The 11652-nt window shown below is 64.6% G+C and carries 23 protein-coding genes; 11 read left to right on the plus strand and 12 right to left on the minus strand.

The genetic code is table 11. From position 1 onward, the window contains the following. Positions 1 to 53: 53 nt before the first annotated feature. The 12 genes from F1640_RS18375 to F1640_RS18430 all read right to left on the minus strand — a co-directional run bounded on the left by F1640_RS18375 (position 54) and on the right by F1640_RS18430 (position 6080). Positions 54 to 428, minus strand: coding sequence for a hypothetical protein (locus F1640_RS18375; protein WP_194920594.1), 375 nt, complete (start codon positions 426 to 428; stop codon positions 54 to 56). Continuing rightward, positions 418 to 1323, minus strand: a complete 906-nt coding sequence (locus tag F1640_RS18380; protein WP_194920595.1) for a hypothetical protein — start codon at positions 1321 to 1323, stop codon at positions 418 to 420. The genes F1640_RS18375 and F1640_RS18380 overlap by 11 nt, the downstream gene beginning before the upstream one ends. After that, the gene (locus F1640_RS18385) at positions 1320 to 1610 is read right to left on the minus strand and encodes a hypothetical protein (RefSeq protein ID WP_194920596.1); all 291 of its coding nucleotides are present in this window, start codon (positions 1608 to 1610) and stop codon (positions 1320 to 1322) included. The genes F1640_RS18380 and F1640_RS18385 overlap by 4 nt, the downstream gene beginning before the upstream one ends. Continuing rightward, positions 1610 to 2239 (minus strand): hypothetical protein, encoded by a 630-nt coding sequence (locus F1640_RS18390; RefSeq protein ID WP_194920597.1) that lies wholly within the window; start codon positions 2237 to 2239, stop codon positions 1610 to 1612. Before F1640_RS18390 ends, F1640_RS18385 begins: the two co-directional genes overlap by 1 nt. Before the next feature lie 5 nt (positions 2240 to 2244). Continuing rightward, positions 2245 to 2607 (minus strand): hypothetical protein, encoded by a 363-nt coding sequence (locus F1640_RS18395; protein ID WP_194920598.1) that lies wholly within the window; start codon positions 2605 to 2607, stop codon positions 2245 to 2247. Next, entirely contained in the window at positions 2604 to 3062 is a 459-nt protein-coding gene (locus F1640_RS18400; RefSeq protein ID WP_194920600.1) for a hypothetical protein, read from the minus strand. The genes F1640_RS18395 and F1640_RS18400 overlap by 4 nt, the downstream gene beginning before the upstream one ends. Beyond that, entirely contained in the window at positions 3062 to 4144 is a 1083-nt protein-coding gene (locus tag F1640_RS18405; protein ID WP_194920601.1) for a DUF2303 family protein, read from the minus strand. Before F1640_RS18405 ends, F1640_RS18400 begins: the two co-directional genes overlap by 1 nt. A gap of 38 nt (positions 4145 to 4182) precedes the next feature. After that, positions 4183 to 4605: a hypothetical protein gene (locus F1640_RS18410; protein ID WP_194920603.1), complete on the minus strand. Its 423-nt coding sequence runs from the start codon at positions 4603 to 4605 to the stop codon at positions 4183 to 4185. Continuing rightward, positions 4598 to 4843 carry a hypothetical protein gene (locus F1640_RS18415; protein WP_194920605.1) on the minus strand — a complete coding sequence of 82 codons (246 nt, stop codon included), beginning with the start codon at positions 4841 to 4843 and terminating at the stop codon, positions 4598 to 4600. Before F1640_RS18415 ends, F1640_RS18410 begins: the two co-directional genes overlap by 8 nt. After that, positions 4840 to 5367, minus strand: a complete 528-nt coding sequence (locus tag F1640_RS18420) for a DUF2829 domain-containing protein (protein WP_194920607.1) — start codon at positions 5365 to 5367, stop codon at positions 4840 to 4842. Before F1640_RS18420 ends, F1640_RS18415 begins: the two co-directional genes overlap by 4 nt. Beyond that, positions 5367 to 5723 (minus strand): hypothetical protein, encoded by a 357-nt coding sequence (locus F1640_RS18425; protein ID WP_194920608.1) that lies wholly within the window; start codon positions 5721 to 5723, stop codon positions 5367 to 5369. Before F1640_RS18425 ends, F1640_RS18420 begins: the two co-directional genes overlap by 1 nt. Positions 5724 to 5792: 69 nt before the next feature. Further along, on the minus strand, positions 5793 to 6080 hold the full coding sequence (locus tag F1640_RS18430; RefSeq protein WP_194920611.1) for a helix-turn-helix transcriptional regulator: 288 nt from the start codon (positions 6078 to 6080) through the stop codon (positions 5793 to 5795). Positions 6081 to 6141: 61 nt separating this feature from the next. Here F1640_RS18430 and F1640_RS18435 point away from each other — a divergent pair, with 61 nt between their 5' ends. From F1640_RS18435 to F1640_RS18485, 11 genes are all read left to right on the plus strand, one after another. Beyond that, complete coding sequence (locus F1640_RS18435) at positions 6142 to 6813, plus strand: LexA family transcriptional regulator (protein ID WP_194920612.1); 672 nt, start codon at positions 6142 to 6144, stop codon at positions 6811 to 6813. 92 nt (positions 6814 to 6905) lie between these two features. Continuing rightward, positions 6906 to 7220, plus strand: coding sequence for a hypothetical protein (locus F1640_RS18440; protein ID WP_194920613.1), 315 nt, complete (start codon positions 6906 to 6908; stop codon positions 7218 to 7220). Further along, complete coding sequence (locus F1640_RS18445) at positions 7217 to 7585, plus strand: hypothetical protein (RefSeq protein WP_194920614.1); 369 nt, start codon at positions 7217 to 7219, stop codon at positions 7583 to 7585. The genes F1640_RS18440 and F1640_RS18445 overlap by 4 nt, the downstream gene beginning before the upstream one ends. After that, positions 7585 to 7734: a hypothetical protein gene (locus tag F1640_RS18450; RefSeq protein ID WP_194920615.1), complete on the plus strand. Its 150-nt coding sequence runs from the start codon at positions 7585 to 7587 to the stop codon at positions 7732 to 7734. Before F1640_RS18445 ends, F1640_RS18450 begins: the two co-directional genes overlap by 1 nt. Next, positions 7731 to 7886: a hypothetical protein gene (locus F1640_RS18455; protein ID WP_194920616.1), complete on the plus strand. Its 156-nt coding sequence runs from the start codon at positions 7731 to 7733 to the stop codon at positions 7884 to 7886. The genes F1640_RS18450 and F1640_RS18455 overlap by 4 nt, the downstream gene beginning before the upstream one ends. After that, the gene (locus tag F1640_RS18460) at positions 7883 to 8044 is read left to right on the plus strand and encodes a hypothetical protein (protein ID WP_194920617.1); all 162 of its coding nucleotides are present in this window, start codon (positions 7883 to 7885) and stop codon (positions 8042 to 8044) included. The genes F1640_RS18455 and F1640_RS18460 overlap by 4 nt, the downstream gene beginning before the upstream one ends. Further along, entirely contained in the window at positions 8041 to 9030 is a 990-nt protein-coding gene (locus F1640_RS18465; RefSeq protein ID WP_206694713.1) for an ERF family protein, read from the plus strand. The genes F1640_RS18460 and F1640_RS18465 overlap by 4 nt, the downstream gene beginning before the upstream one ends. Beyond that, positions 8933 to 9934: a hypothetical protein gene (locus tag F1640_RS18470; protein WP_194920618.1), complete on the plus strand. Its 1002-nt coding sequence runs from the start codon at positions 8933 to 8935 to the stop codon at positions 9932 to 9934. The genes F1640_RS18465 and F1640_RS18470 overlap by 98 nt, the downstream gene beginning before the upstream one ends. Before the next feature lies 1 nt (position 9935). Continuing rightward, positions 9936 to 10544 (plus strand): single-stranded DNA-binding protein, encoded by a 609-nt coding sequence (gene ssb, locus F1640_RS18475; protein WP_194920619.1) that lies wholly within the window; start codon positions 9936 to 9938, stop codon positions 10542 to 10544. Between the two features lie 9 nt (positions 10545 to 10553). Next, a complete protein-coding gene (locus F1640_RS18480) occupies positions 10554 to 10997 on the plus strand; it encodes a hypothetical protein (protein WP_194920620.1) in 444 nt (147 codons plus the stop codon). Further along, on the plus strand, positions 10994 to 11641 hold the full coding sequence (locus F1640_RS18485; protein WP_194920621.1) for a hypothetical protein: 648 nt from the start codon (positions 10994 to 10996) through the stop codon (positions 11639 to 11641). The genes F1640_RS18480 and F1640_RS18485 overlap by 4 nt, the downstream gene beginning before the upstream one ends. Positions 11642 to 11652: the final 11 nt, after the last annotated feature.

Below are 11652 nucleotides of genomic sequence, written 5' to 3' on the forward strand. Positions count from 1 at the left end.
TGCGTCGGTATCGGAAATTTTTTCAGGCCGCCAAAAGCAAGACCGTCGAAAGATCACCCCGCCCAGGCGTTCGAGCCGTCGTCCGCAGGGCCAGCCAGCCGGGCGACGCGGTCCATGGCGAGCGCCTTGCGATCGGGCTTTGCCAGGTACAGGTGCGGCTTGTGGCCAAGGAACGGGTGTCCGAAGTCGTAGCGGTCCTTCGGCCTCATCAGGTCGAGGCACTCCTTGATCGACGGGAAGAACACGCAGTTCTCCTTGAGCAAGCGGGTCAGCGTGTTGAGCCCTTCCGGGGAGAGGTGGCGCAGGCTGTCGTAGTATTCGGCCATCAGCCACTTTTCAGCTTCGACGTCGCCGCTGTCCCGCCGCTTGAACAGGGCGGCCCATCGGCGGAAGGTTTCGAGGAAGGCCCGGCGGTGCTCACGTTCCAAGGCTTGCAAATCCGTCGTCGATTGCTCGGTTGAGGGCGCTTTTCCCGCTTGTTCCGCTGCGGCCGCCATGGTGTTGGCCACCGCCTGCCCGATTGTCCTGATACCGCTGTTCGTCATTTTCGATCCACCTTGCTCTGAACCCGCGCCAGCCGCGCATGATGCTTTCCATGAGTGCCTGTTCGAGCGACCATCCGACGCGATCGGCCTCCCGGCGGAACACGACGATGACGGTTTCCGACACGTCCGCTTCCAAGCGATCACGATGGCTGATGAAGTCGGTCCAGACCTGATCCGACACGTCGTCGGGACGGTCGCACACGGCGATGGGTTTTTTGGCAGGGGTGCGGCGCTTGGCGGGTGCCGTTGTCTTGCCGGCATCGGGTGCTTTTGATTTTTCGGCGGGGGGGCTTTGGGGGGTATGAGAACCGTCAGGTTCTCTTTGTTCCCTTGTTCCTTTGTTCTTATTTGTCCCGCTGTTGTCCCGCTGTTGTCCCGCTGTTGTCCCGGTGTCTGTCCCGACGTTGTCCCGATCGGCCCCGCCTTGATCCTGATATTTCGCGTAATTACAGATAGTTATGATGGATTGACCTTGTCCCGCTTTATGGTCCGTCGTTGTCCCGATTTTCGTGCGCGTTTCGATCATGTCTTCATCACGCAAATCGGACAGGAAACGGTCGACGCGGCTCTTGGACCAACCCCACGTATCCGCCAGAAACCGCACGGAAAACGAGAGTTCTCCGCGATCGAGCGTGACGGTCTCGCCCTTGATCCGGACGCGGGAGGGTTGCCAGCAGGCGTGCTCGATCAGCCATACCCACGCATCGGCGCGCGAGAACTCGCCCTTGAATATCGGGTTGTCGCGCCAGCCGCGATGCATGAGGAAGAAGCCGCTCACCCGCGCAGGTCCATCACGATGCGGCGGACCTGCATCCCCAGCACGGTCAGCATCGCGCCGTTGCTGATCTTCGACGGGTAATCGCACAGGCCGTAGAAGCGCAGCGCTTTGGCGTCGGCGGCGTCGCGGCACATGAAGCCCTCTGGACGGCGCACGGCGCGCGCGAGGGCATCTATGGCGTCCGCAGGCAGGATCGCGGCCATTTCCTCGGGCGAGGGCAGGTCCGCGATGTACTGGGCCAGCGCACGGCGTTCCGCTGCGTTGATGAGGGCGGGGGCGGCCATCATCACAGCAATTCCTTCTGCCGTGTGTCGTCCTCTTTCGGCAGGAGGCGGTATTGCGTCCCGCATGGCCATCCGCGTTGCCACACGAACCAGGCGCACTCCATGATGGGCGCGCCCTTGCCGAGAAAGTCCGGTCTCCACGTCAGCGCGTGGATCCGGGACGGCGGATACTTGCGGAACAACGGGGTCCGCTCGTCGGCGTGCCAGTAGGATGCCTTGAGTAAAAGGGCGAGGTAATCGACACCGAGCGTGTCCAGCAGGTGCCAGATGATCTTTTCCGCGATGGCGAACGGCGGATTCGTGACCACGGCGCGCGCGCGGGCGCGCTTCGCTGCGAGAATATCGAGGGCATGGACCTTGTGCCTGGGGTCCGCGACGATGTCCGTTCCGATCGTCTGGAAGTCATGCTCCGCCAGCACGCGCATGATCGCGCCGCCGCGCCCGCAGGGCTCCCACACGAGATTGCCACCGACGTTGCGGATGCACTGGTGCTCGACCCGTAGCAGGGCTCGGGTCACATCGTGGGGCGTCGGATAGAAGTCGTTCGGCTGGCGCTTCACCTTCCCGGTGCCGCCGGCCATCATCGTGCCGAGACCCAGCGGCGCGTCGCCCGCCAACAGCGGTTCGTCCACGGTGGTCACTCGGCAGGCTCCGGCACGCGCAGCGTGTTCTTGAGCCATGCCGACCATGACGCTTCGGCTGGCTCCTGCACGGGGCGCAGCTTGCGGAAGCCGACGGTCTCCCATGCATATCCAGCAGGCTTCCCCTCGAACGAGAGGGTATAGACGATCCTGTTGAAGTGCGGCGAATAGCCCTCGCGGATGCGCACAACGCGCAGGACGTCTCCCGCCTTGGGATCGAATGGATCGCTGGGCGTCCACGGTCCCTTGACGATGCACTCGGCGAGGTCGCCCGGTGCCCAGTCCTCGTTCATGTTGCGGTGGTCAGCGGGCGGCGGCGGCGCGGGCTTGCGCCAGCGGCGAAAGAAACGTCCGATCATGAAGGCTTCTCATCGAGATAGAGCCCGGCATCGCGGAGCACGTCGAGCGCTTCAACGCGGCTGCGGGCGAGGTGGAACGGCACGTCGCGCGACTTGCACCAGTCGCGAAAGTCGCGTTGCGCGGGCGTCAGGCGGCCGTCTGCGCTCTTGAACTCGATCACGAGCGAGCCGTCGCCGAACAGGAACAGGTAATCGCTGGCCCCGGTGATGAGGCCGAGCGCTCTTGCAGTGGCGGCCTGGGGCAGCGCACGCCGCCGCCCCTGCCTGTCAACGCGCGTGATCCCCGCCAGCTCGTTCGCCGGGTGAATGAACACGCACAGGAGCCGGCCTTCCAGCGCGGCGGCGCGCAGGTCAGTCGCGAACCGATACGCCTCACTGTCTTCCGGGCCGAGTTTGATCGACCGCGAAAGACCGGTGAATTGCATCAGCCGGATAAGGAAGCCCGGCGTGGCCATCAGGCAGACACCTGCTCGGGCGCGCCATGGTAGAGCGGCAGGCCGGTGTCCTCGGTGACCTTCGTGCAGGCGTCGTCGAACGCTGCCTGGAACGTCAGGTCGGGCCGCCACAGTTCGTACCAGAACTTGATGCCGGCGTCGGTCTTGCGATAGCGGAACTTCGCGATCAGGCGATCGGCGACATCCGAGCGCGCGAAGACCGGAATCACGATCGAGAACATCGTGGGCAGCGACAACGGCTTGCCGTCGCCGTCGGTGTGCTCGCTGTCGAACGTGATCTGCACTTCACCCGATGACAGGTTGCGCACTTCCTTGACGACCGACTTCTCGTAGATTTTCAGGCCGCGCGCGATCTCGAACAGCTTGGTCGGGGTCGCGAGTTCGCCGCGATTGGCCTGCACGAACTTGCGCGCGCCGGGCGAGAAGTCCTCAAGGTCGTCCGCCGAGACATCGACGATATGGTCTTCCAGGAAGCTTGCGAATTCCGCCACCGCCATGACGACGCCGTTGTTCTTGTACCATGCCTGCCACTCGTCGGAGAGCGGGAAGGCGTATCTGGCACGGTGGCGCAATGCCTGGACCGGATGCACGAACGGCGTGCCGTCGGCATCGGGCGGGCTGACGTCAGTGTTGTCCGGGTGATAGTCGAACACCGCCGTCAGGCTGGGCGTGGTCGGGCTCTCGTTGGCGAAGATCGCGCTATTCACACCGGCGAAGCGGCTCACGAGCGCGATGAACGATTCCAGCCGCGTGTGAACCGACACGCCCTTTCGGTAGAGCGGGAACAGGCGGTACTCGTCGAAGCTCTCGGCCGGGATGCGGCTGATGCCATTCTTCGTGATCTGGAAGTGCGCTTCGGTGCCGTCGCGCGGATCCCGGATCATGCCGGCCTGCGCGCGCAGGTGCTCGTCCGATACGGACATGGCGGCGCGCAGCAGGTCGCCGGTGCGGTCAGCGATCTGCTCGCGGACGATGTCGTGACTGAAATTGTGGTTGTAGTGGGCGGCGGTGGTAGGCTGGGTAGCCGCCTGCTGTTCGGCCGCCTGATCGGTGGCGGTGTGTTCGGTTTCGACGTTTTCCATGTGTGCTTTCCTTGGGAATAGCCCGGAGAGGGCGTGGATCAGCCGCGAACGACGCGGGCGTCGCCGTCGATCTGACGGATGGTGCCGAACAGGTGGCCCTGGCGCGGCTTATTGGGGGTGAGGGTGTGGTCGTCCGTGAACCACGCGATCGTGGTTCCGGCCTTCTCCGCCGGCAGCTTGAACGTCAGCGTCGGGGTGAGGAAGCTGACCTCCTTGTCGGGGTCAAAATCCACGTCGATCGTGAGGACGATCTTGCCCTTCGCCTTCTTGCCGCTGTCGACGCCGAGCGTTTCGAGCTTGGAGGCGAACTCCTTGAGCTTTTCGGCGCTGTCGGCGTTGAACTGACCGTCCCGCAGCATCATGACGAGATCGGTCAGCGTATTGGCGGCGGGGTAACGACGCCCGCCGTCGGCGGCGCGCTCCTCGTAAACCTCGCCTGTATCGGGATCATGGTCAGCCATGGGCTGCTTCCTTTCTGGCTTGCTGGCGCAGACGGCGCGCGATCTCGCGAGCGTGCTCGTGAGGCCGCCCGGTCCAGTGGTTGATTTTCGGGTCGAAGGTGGACGGATTGCGGCGACGGCCATTGCTGGCGCTGCGGAACACCGCGCGATGGCCGGTGCCGGCGGCAACCTCTGCCGCCGCCACGGCCATATGCATTGCGAGCGATGCCGCACCCACCAAGGCGGTGCGGTACTTCACTGGCCCGCCTCCGTCTCAACGACGGCCCAGTCTTCCGCGAGCATGTCCGTCTGCGAGGCGAGCCAGCCGGTGACGATCGCACCGCTCGCCGCGCGCATGTTGATGTTGGGAAGGCGGGTCGTCGTGCCGGTGTCGCCGTCGTCGAACATGGAGCGGTGGATGCCGTCGATCACGTCTGCGATGCTGTCGCCGCAAACGCTGCCCCGGTTGAGGAAGACGAACATCCGCTTGCCGTTCCAGCCCGCGCGGGCAACGGCGTGGCCAGCCTTGATCGCTTCAAGCGCCTGGCCGAACGTCATCCCGTTCGCAGGGCGATAAGCCTTGACGAACACGTCGAGGGGCGACCACGAGATATAGCCCTTGTGCCGGATGTCGTTCGGCTTCCCGCCATCGAGGTACTCGACGAGGAAGCCGCTCTCTTTCGGGTCTTCGTCTGCGGGAATGTCCCACTGGCGATAGGCGTTGTATTCGCCGCGCGTCATGGGCTTCGCCAGCACGAGCTTCGTGCCGATGAACTTCTCCATCAGCTTTCTCCCTCCGCGCTCGCCTCGGGCTCGGCTTCGACGGCCTGTTCAGCTTCGGGCGCGGGTTCCACAGCATCGGGTTCGACCGGGGCGGGGGTGGCCGTGACGGACGCGTTCGCCGCGACCAGCACGCGGTACGGATCGTCGTCCAGCGACGTCGCGCCTTCGGGCAGTTCACGGACTTGGAGCCGCGAATCCTTGTCTAGCGTGAGGGTCTTGGTCGTGTTGACGGGTACGAAAATCCGTCGCTCCGAATGCGAGTAATAGCTCTCGTCAGGGCTTTCGCTGGTGAAACTGCTGTTCGCTTCGACGATGGCCGGGCGGCCGAACGTCTGCACGGTTACATTCGTGGTCATGTGGTTCACTCCACGGCACTTTTTGAAAACCGTGGGGGTGTCGTGCCGAGAGCCACCCCCAGCAGGGGGTCAGGCAGGCGCGGCCGTATCCAGTATGGCGCGCCGTCCTCTCTTGCGCGGCGGGACGATGTCGCCGCTCTGGTGCAGCCGGAGCCAGTCGTCGGCCGTCACCGCGTTTTCGGTAATCTCCGCATAGCGCGCGATCACTTCGGGGCGGGGGAAGTGGATGCCGCGCTCATGCCGGCCGATCATGGCGGACGTGATCTTTTCCAGACGGGCATCGGTTCCCGCACGCATGACTTGGGCCGCGTCGTCCAGCGACCAGCCACGCAGGGTTCTGTAGCGCTCGAAGTCCATGCCCTCGCTCGTACATCGGATACCGATTATCACGCAATAAAAAAATCGTTATCCGATGCATATGTTTCAATCGACGGTATCGGATGTGGAAATGACGTGCTATCGGGCGCGCGGTATTCGTTTGGACATGGCAAAAACCGCACGCATCTATGCACCGAACCGCATCGCAGAGTTTCGCAAGGCCCTCGGCTGGACCCAGGAGGAGCTTGCGCTCCGGGTCGATACGACGCCGGGCACCATCTATAAGCTCGAACGCCGACAGATGGGCCTCACCGTCGATTACCTCATGCCTATATCGCGCGCGCTCGGTGTTTCGCCGTGGGACTTGCTGCTTGCCGGCTCCAGCAACGTGCGCGGCGTGCCCGAGATCGGCATCATCGCCGCCGGCAATTGGCGCGAGGCGGTCCAGATGAGTGACGATGTTCTGATGGTTCCGGCCCACCTGCGCGGAGACAACCTGTTCGCGCTGCGCTTCACCGGCGATTCAATGGACCTGGTGACCTTCGGCGCGGACAGCGGCTTTGTGGTCGTCGATCCCGATCAGATCGATCTCATCGACGGCAAGGTCTACGCGATCATGAACGGGAGCGGGGAGGCGACATTCAAGCGCTTCCGCAACTCGCCCCTGCGCCTGGAGCCATGCTCCAGCAACCCCGATCACCAGCCGATCCTGCTTGGGCAGGAACCGTTTTCCGTCATAGGGAAGGTAGTTTACGTCGGGCAGGAGCTATAGCGGCTCAAGAAAATAATCGGTATCCGATTTTTATAGGTTGACGGAAAAATCGGATACCGACATAAGGCGCTCCAGATGATTTGGAGTGTCCTATGTCGCTATCTTCGGTACAGAAGATCGACGCCGGGAACGTAATCCCGGCTGTCGCTGCAACTACCCCCCCGCTCACCGGAAAGGCCCCCAACCCCCCCGTTCTGCCCGGTGATTCCAGCCTAACTGCCAAGACCGCTGATGCAGCGAGCGGTCGCGGCAACGTCTTTTCCGCGCTCTCCGACTTCGTTGCGGCGATTGCGCGCATTCCGCTCTCCAACGACGAGACCGACCCCGACATGGCGGTCGAGGCGCTCGATAACCTGATCGAGAACGCTTGCGTTCTGATGGTCAAGGTACGGGCCAGCCGGTCATGAGCGGCCAGCGCTTCGCAGGCGTCCCGGTGCCCGGCATCGAGCCGGTCAAGGGATGGACGCTCATGGAGGGCGTCGAGGAGGACGGAGACGGGTTCCGCACCCGTTCCTACTTCGCGCGCGGCCGCGTCAGCGACGTGCTGATCCAGCACTCCCGGTTCCGTTTCACGCCGACGCAGGAGCGCTTTGCGTTTCTCGCGGTGCGCGGCTTCCCCCGTTACATCGATGGTCACGCCGGGCCGATCACGGATGACGTGATCGATCGCGCGATCGAGAACGATCTCATCGCGGTCAGCCGGTTCATGGCCATGCGTCTGCGCGAGCAGACGGACAAGGCCGTGTTGTCGATCCTGTCGAGTGTCGCGTGATGCGGCGGCTCGCTCACCTCTACATTGACCTGTTTCGTTCCGAGCCGCGCGAGTGCGCGCTCACGCTCGCGGCGCTGCTGGTCTGCGCGGTCGCGCTCCCCGCAGCGGCCTTCGTCCTCAACGCCATCCTCAAAGGAAACCCGGTATGATCGTCCCGATCGTGACCTTCGCCGTCGGATTTTCGTTCGGCACCGCTTTCGGCGCGTGGTGGGCGGTTCGCCCCAGCGCGCAGCAGCGCAGCAGCCGCATTCGCCCGATGGATGAAAGACCGTCGGCCCGCCCCATGGAGCGCAGGCTGTGATCCCCGCGCTGTGCTGCGCGGTCAGCTTCCTGCTGCTGTGTGAGGCTGATCGCGAACCGTCGCGGGCATTCGCCGCGTTCCTGCGCGTTAACGCCGTCCTGATTGGTGTGGCCGCGTTGCTGATGGCCGCCAAGGAAGTGGCCGAGGCCCTGTCATGAGCACGGAAACCTCACAGACGAGCGAAACCGAGGTGGCTTCGATGAACGCTATGTCCCCTGTGAAGGTGCCGGCGGTCTACATCAAGATCGCGCAGGTGCAGGCCGAGCTTGCCAAGACCGGCATCTCCAAATCGCGGCAGAACACGCAGCAGAATTACCAGTATCGCGGCATCGACGAGATTTACAACGAACTCTCGCCGCTGCTGGCTCAATACGGTCTCTGCATTCTGCCGCGCATGAAGTCGCGCGAAGTGACCGAGCGCAAGACGTCGCGCGGTGGCGTGCTGTTCTACGTCATGGTCGAAGCCGAGTTCGACTTCATCGCGATCGAGGACGGCTCCACGCACGTCGTGAGGACTTACGGCGAGGCGATGGACAGCGCCGACAAGGCGACGAACAAGGCCATGTCAGCCGCCTACAAATATGCGGTCATGATGTCCTTTGCCATTCCGACCGAGGGCGACAACGACGCGGACGCGACGACACATACGGTCGCGCCGAAGAACGACGATGGCCCCGGCAACCGTGGTCGCGGCCAGGCCGCCAATCGCGCCAACGGGAACAACCAGCGCAACGGCAATCAGCGCGGCGGGGACAATACCCAGCGCCAGCAGAACGGCCGCGATCAGGGCGGAATGCCGGACGAGGCATTCTCGCGCTTGGCCATGCTCCTGCGCTCGACGAACACGAGCCCGGGCGTGCTGTGCGACCACTACAAGGTCGATGACCTCCGGAAGCTCTCGAAGGACGACTACGAGGACGCCGTCGAGCGGCTCGAAGACCAGATCGCCCGCGAGGCGCGCCAGCAATCCAACAACCGGCAGCAGGCGCGGGAGGGGACTTCGATCCATCCACCGCGGACTCCGCCAACCTGTGAGGAACGCCCCCATGTCCGTCACCCACTACAAATCCAGCAAGGGGGCCGTGGTCATCGCGGATATGCCCCTGCGCTACGCGACCAACGCGCTCAACAAGCTGCGCCGTGATGAACCCGAGCGCGCGGACGAGATCGAGGCGCTTGCCGCGCACGTCGACCGCCTGGGCGCGGAGGAAGCCGCCAAGGCCGAACAGGCGGAGCCGGATCAGCCGTCGATGATCGGGCACAACGGCGGCCCGCAGGTTGAAGAACCGGATGCGCCGGCGGCCAAGCCCCCGCTCACGCCGTGGGAGGCGATCAAGATCAACTTCGATGACTTGCTCGTCGAGGCTGGCAACTGGGCCGATGGCGTCGAGATCACGACGCAGGATCAGGCGGACACCGTCGGACGCCTGCGCGGGATGCTGCAGGATGCGTGCAGCGCGGCCGACAACGCGCGCACGGCCGAGAAGAAGCCGCTCGACGACAAGGTTGCCGAGATTCAGGCGCGGTACAACGAGTACATCGCGCCGATCAAGAACCGCCAGCCGGGCAAGGCGACCAAGGCCATTGCTGCGCTGGGCAACCTGCTGGCCGCTTATCTCAAGAAGCAGGACGACGAACGCCGCGAGCGTGAACGTGCCGCCGCCAAGGCCGCCGCCGAAGCCGCCGCCAAGGCGCTCGCCGCGCGCGAGGAGGCCAAGACCACGTCCGACATCGCCGTGATGGAGGATGCCGACGTGTTGCTGGCCGATGCCGCCGCGCTGCTCAAGCAGGCCAAGAGCGTGTCGCGGGAAAAGGTGCAGGCCGGTGGCGGCGAGGGCCTGCGCGCGCAGACGCTGCGCACGTCTTACGTCGTCGAGCCGAGCGGCAAGGAGGGCGCGTGGAACGACGCGCTGCGCCACTACATGCGCACCCGCCCCGAGGCGATCCGCGACCTTCTGTTGGACCTCGCCCGCAGCGACGTCCGCAATCCGGGTCTGCGCGCACAGGGGATCCCCGGTTTCATCATCCGCGAAGTGAAAGGCGTCTGACGTGGCAGGAAGTGTCAACAAGGTCATCATCGTCGGCAACCTGGGGGCCGACCCCGAAGTGAAGTCGTTCCAGAACGGCGGGCAGATCGCCACCATGCGTATCGCCACGTCGGAATCATGGAAGGATCGCAATACCGGCGAGCGGCAGGAACGCACCGAGTGGCATAGTATCTCGGTCACGTCCGAGGGCCTCGTCGGCGTCGTCGAGCGCTATCTGCGCAAGGGCAGCAAGGTCTACGTCGAGGGCCAGCTTCGCACCCGCAAGTGGCAGGACCAGTCGGGCAACGACCGGTACACCACGGAGGTTGTCCTGGGCGGGCCACAGGCCAAGCTCGTGATGCTCGACAGTGCCGGCGGTGGCCAGCACGGGGACGGGCAGGGCGATGGCGGCTGGGGCGGTGGCAATCGCAGCCAGCGCGACGGCGGGCGCACCAATGGCAGCGCCGGGAGCCGTGGCGGATCGTCCGGGCGCGGCGGATCGGGCGGGGGCTGGGGCGGTGGCTCCGGCTCCAACGGCGGCGGGCAGAGAGGGGGATGGGGCGGTGGCTCCAATTCCGACAATGGCGGCGGCGGGTTCTACGACGACCTCGACGACGACATTCCCTTTTAAGCGCGCGTCATGGCCGACACGGAACCCCTCCTGTTCAAGGTATCGCTCGGGAGCCTGCGCCCCCTCAACGGGGCGGCGGCGGACGCGCTGAAAGCCATCGCTGATGGCTCGATGGTGCGGATCGAGATCAAGCGGACGCAGGGCAACCTGCGCCGCATGGCCTGGTACTGGGTCATGCTCAAGATCGCGATCGACAATCTCGAAGATGCCTTCGACGGGCCGGTCACGTCCGAGATGCTGCACAAGTGGCTCAAGCGCGAGGCCGGCCTCGCCAAACCCATCGTCTCCAGAAGAACCGGGGAGATCATGGATTACGATTACGACAGCATCGCCTTTCACAACATGCCCGAGAACGAGCGTTCCTCGTTCATCGACTTCGCGACGCGAACCCTGTCCCGCCGACTTGGCGTGCACCCGTCCGAACTCCAGACTGCCGCGAAGGAAAGCACATGAAGGGCACATGGCCCGGAGCGATGGCGCGGCGGATCGGCCAGTCGGGCGAGATTGCATTCACGCCCACGCGCGTCGGCCTCACGCTGCATATCCCCTGCGCGCGCGGCAATCACACCATTGATGTCCCGGTCGAGCCGGGAATGCACCCCGACAACGTCGCCAAGCGGATGCTCCGGAAGGGTTGGACCTTCGGCAGCAAGCTCGCCTGCCCGGATTGCAGCCGGCGCGAAAAGAGAACCAGAAAGGAACCTACCGTTATGCCCATCGAAACGACCGCTGCGGCACAGGTGCCGGCCGAGTCAGCAGCAAAGGTGCAGTCCGATGCTGCGAAAAAGGCGCACCGGCTCGTGATGCAGGCGCTCGAAGACGCCTACGATGAGAACTTGAAAGCCTATCGCAAGGGCTGGTCCGACGATCGCATCGCCAAGGAGACCGGCGCGAGCGCGAAGCACGTGGCCGACATACGCGAGAGCTACTTCGGCCCGATCGGCATCCCGTCGGAAGTGATCGCGCTGTTCGATGACCTGGCAGCTATTCGCCAGGAGGCGGGCCAGTCGGTCAGCGCCCTCACGCTCCAGATCGATGCGGTGTCCAACCGGCTCACCGCGCTCTGCCGCGCGAACGGCTGGCGCCCGCCGGTGTGATCCATGCGGAC

Origin of the sequence: Novosphingobium sp. NBM11 (assembly GCF_015390225.1) — a bacterium.
In the GTDB taxonomy this organism is placed as follows: domain Bacteria; phylum Pseudomonadota; class Alphaproteobacteria; order Sphingomonadales; family Sphingomonadaceae; genus Novosphingobium.

What these genes read in the sequence shown, in the direction of transcription:
- F1640_RS18385 (WP_194920596.1), bottom strand. Translation starts at nt 1,610, where the DNA reads ATGATGGCCGCCCCCGCCCTCATCAACGCAGCGGAACGCCGTGCGCTG.
- F1640_RS18395 (WP_194920598.1), bottom strand. Translation starts at nt 2,607, where the DNA reads ATGATCGGACGTTTCTTTCGCCGCTGGCGCAAGCCCGCGCCGCCGCCG.
- F1640_RS18400 (WP_194920600.1), bottom strand. Translation starts at nt 3,062, where the DNA reads ATGGCCACGCCGGGCTTCCTTATCCGGCTGATGCAATTCACCGGTCTT.
- F1640_RS18405 (WP_194920601.1), bottom strand. Translation starts at nt 4,144, where the DNA reads ATGGAAAACGTCGAAACCGAACACACCGCCACCGATCAGGCGGCCGAA.
- F1640_RS18410 (WP_194920603.1), bottom strand. Translation starts at nt 4,605, where the DNA reads ATGGCTGACCATGATCCCGATACAGGCGAGGTTTACGAGGAGCGCGCC.
- F1640_RS18420 (WP_194920607.1), bottom strand. Translation starts at nt 5,367, where the DNA reads ATGGAGAAGTTCATCGGCACGAAGCTCGTGCTGGCGAAGCCCATGACG.
- F1640_RS18425 (WP_194920608.1), bottom strand. Translation starts at nt 5,723, where the DNA reads ATGACCACGAATGTAACCGTGCAGACGTTCGGCCGCCCGGCCATCGTC.
- F1640_RS18430 (WP_194920611.1), bottom strand. Translation starts at nt 6,080, where the DNA reads ATGGACTTCGAGCGCTACAGAACCCTGCGTGGCTGGTCGCTGGACGAC.
- F1640_RS18435 (WP_194920612.1), top strand. Translation starts at nt 6,142, where the DNA reads ATGTTTCAATCGACGGTATCGGATGTGGAAATGACGTGCTATCGGGCG.
- F1640_RS18440 (WP_194920613.1), top strand. Translation starts at nt 6,906, where the DNA reads ATGTCGCTATCTTCGGTACAGAAGATCGACGCCGGGAACGTAATCCCG.
- F1640_RS18445 (WP_194920614.1), top strand. Translation starts at nt 7,217, where the DNA reads ATGAGCGGCCAGCGCTTCGCAGGCGTCCCGGTGCCCGGCATCGAGCCG.
- F1640_RS18450 (WP_194920615.1), top strand. Translation starts at nt 7,585, where the DNA reads ATGCGGCGGCTCGCTCACCTCTACATTGACCTGTTTCGTTCCGAGCCG.
- F1640_RS18455 (WP_194920616.1), top strand. Translation starts at nt 7,731, where the DNA reads ATGATCGTCCCGATCGTGACCTTCGCCGTCGGATTTTCGTTCGGCACC.
- F1640_RS18465 (WP_206694713.1), top strand. Translation starts at nt 8,041, where the DNA reads ATGAGCACGGAAACCTCACAGACGAGCGAAACCGAGGTGGCTTCGATG.
- F1640_RS18470 (WP_194920618.1), top strand. Translation starts at nt 8,933, where the DNA reads ATGTCCGTCACCCACTACAAATCCAGCAAGGGGGCCGTGGTCATCGCG.
- F1640_RS18480 (WP_194920620.1), top strand. Translation starts at nt 10,554, where the DNA reads ATGGCCGACACGGAACCCCTCCTGTTCAAGGTATCGCTCGGGAGCCTG.
- F1640_RS18485 (WP_194920621.1), top strand. Translation starts at nt 10,994, where the DNA reads ATGAAGGGCACATGGCCCGGAGCGATGGCGCGGCGGATCGGCCAGTCG.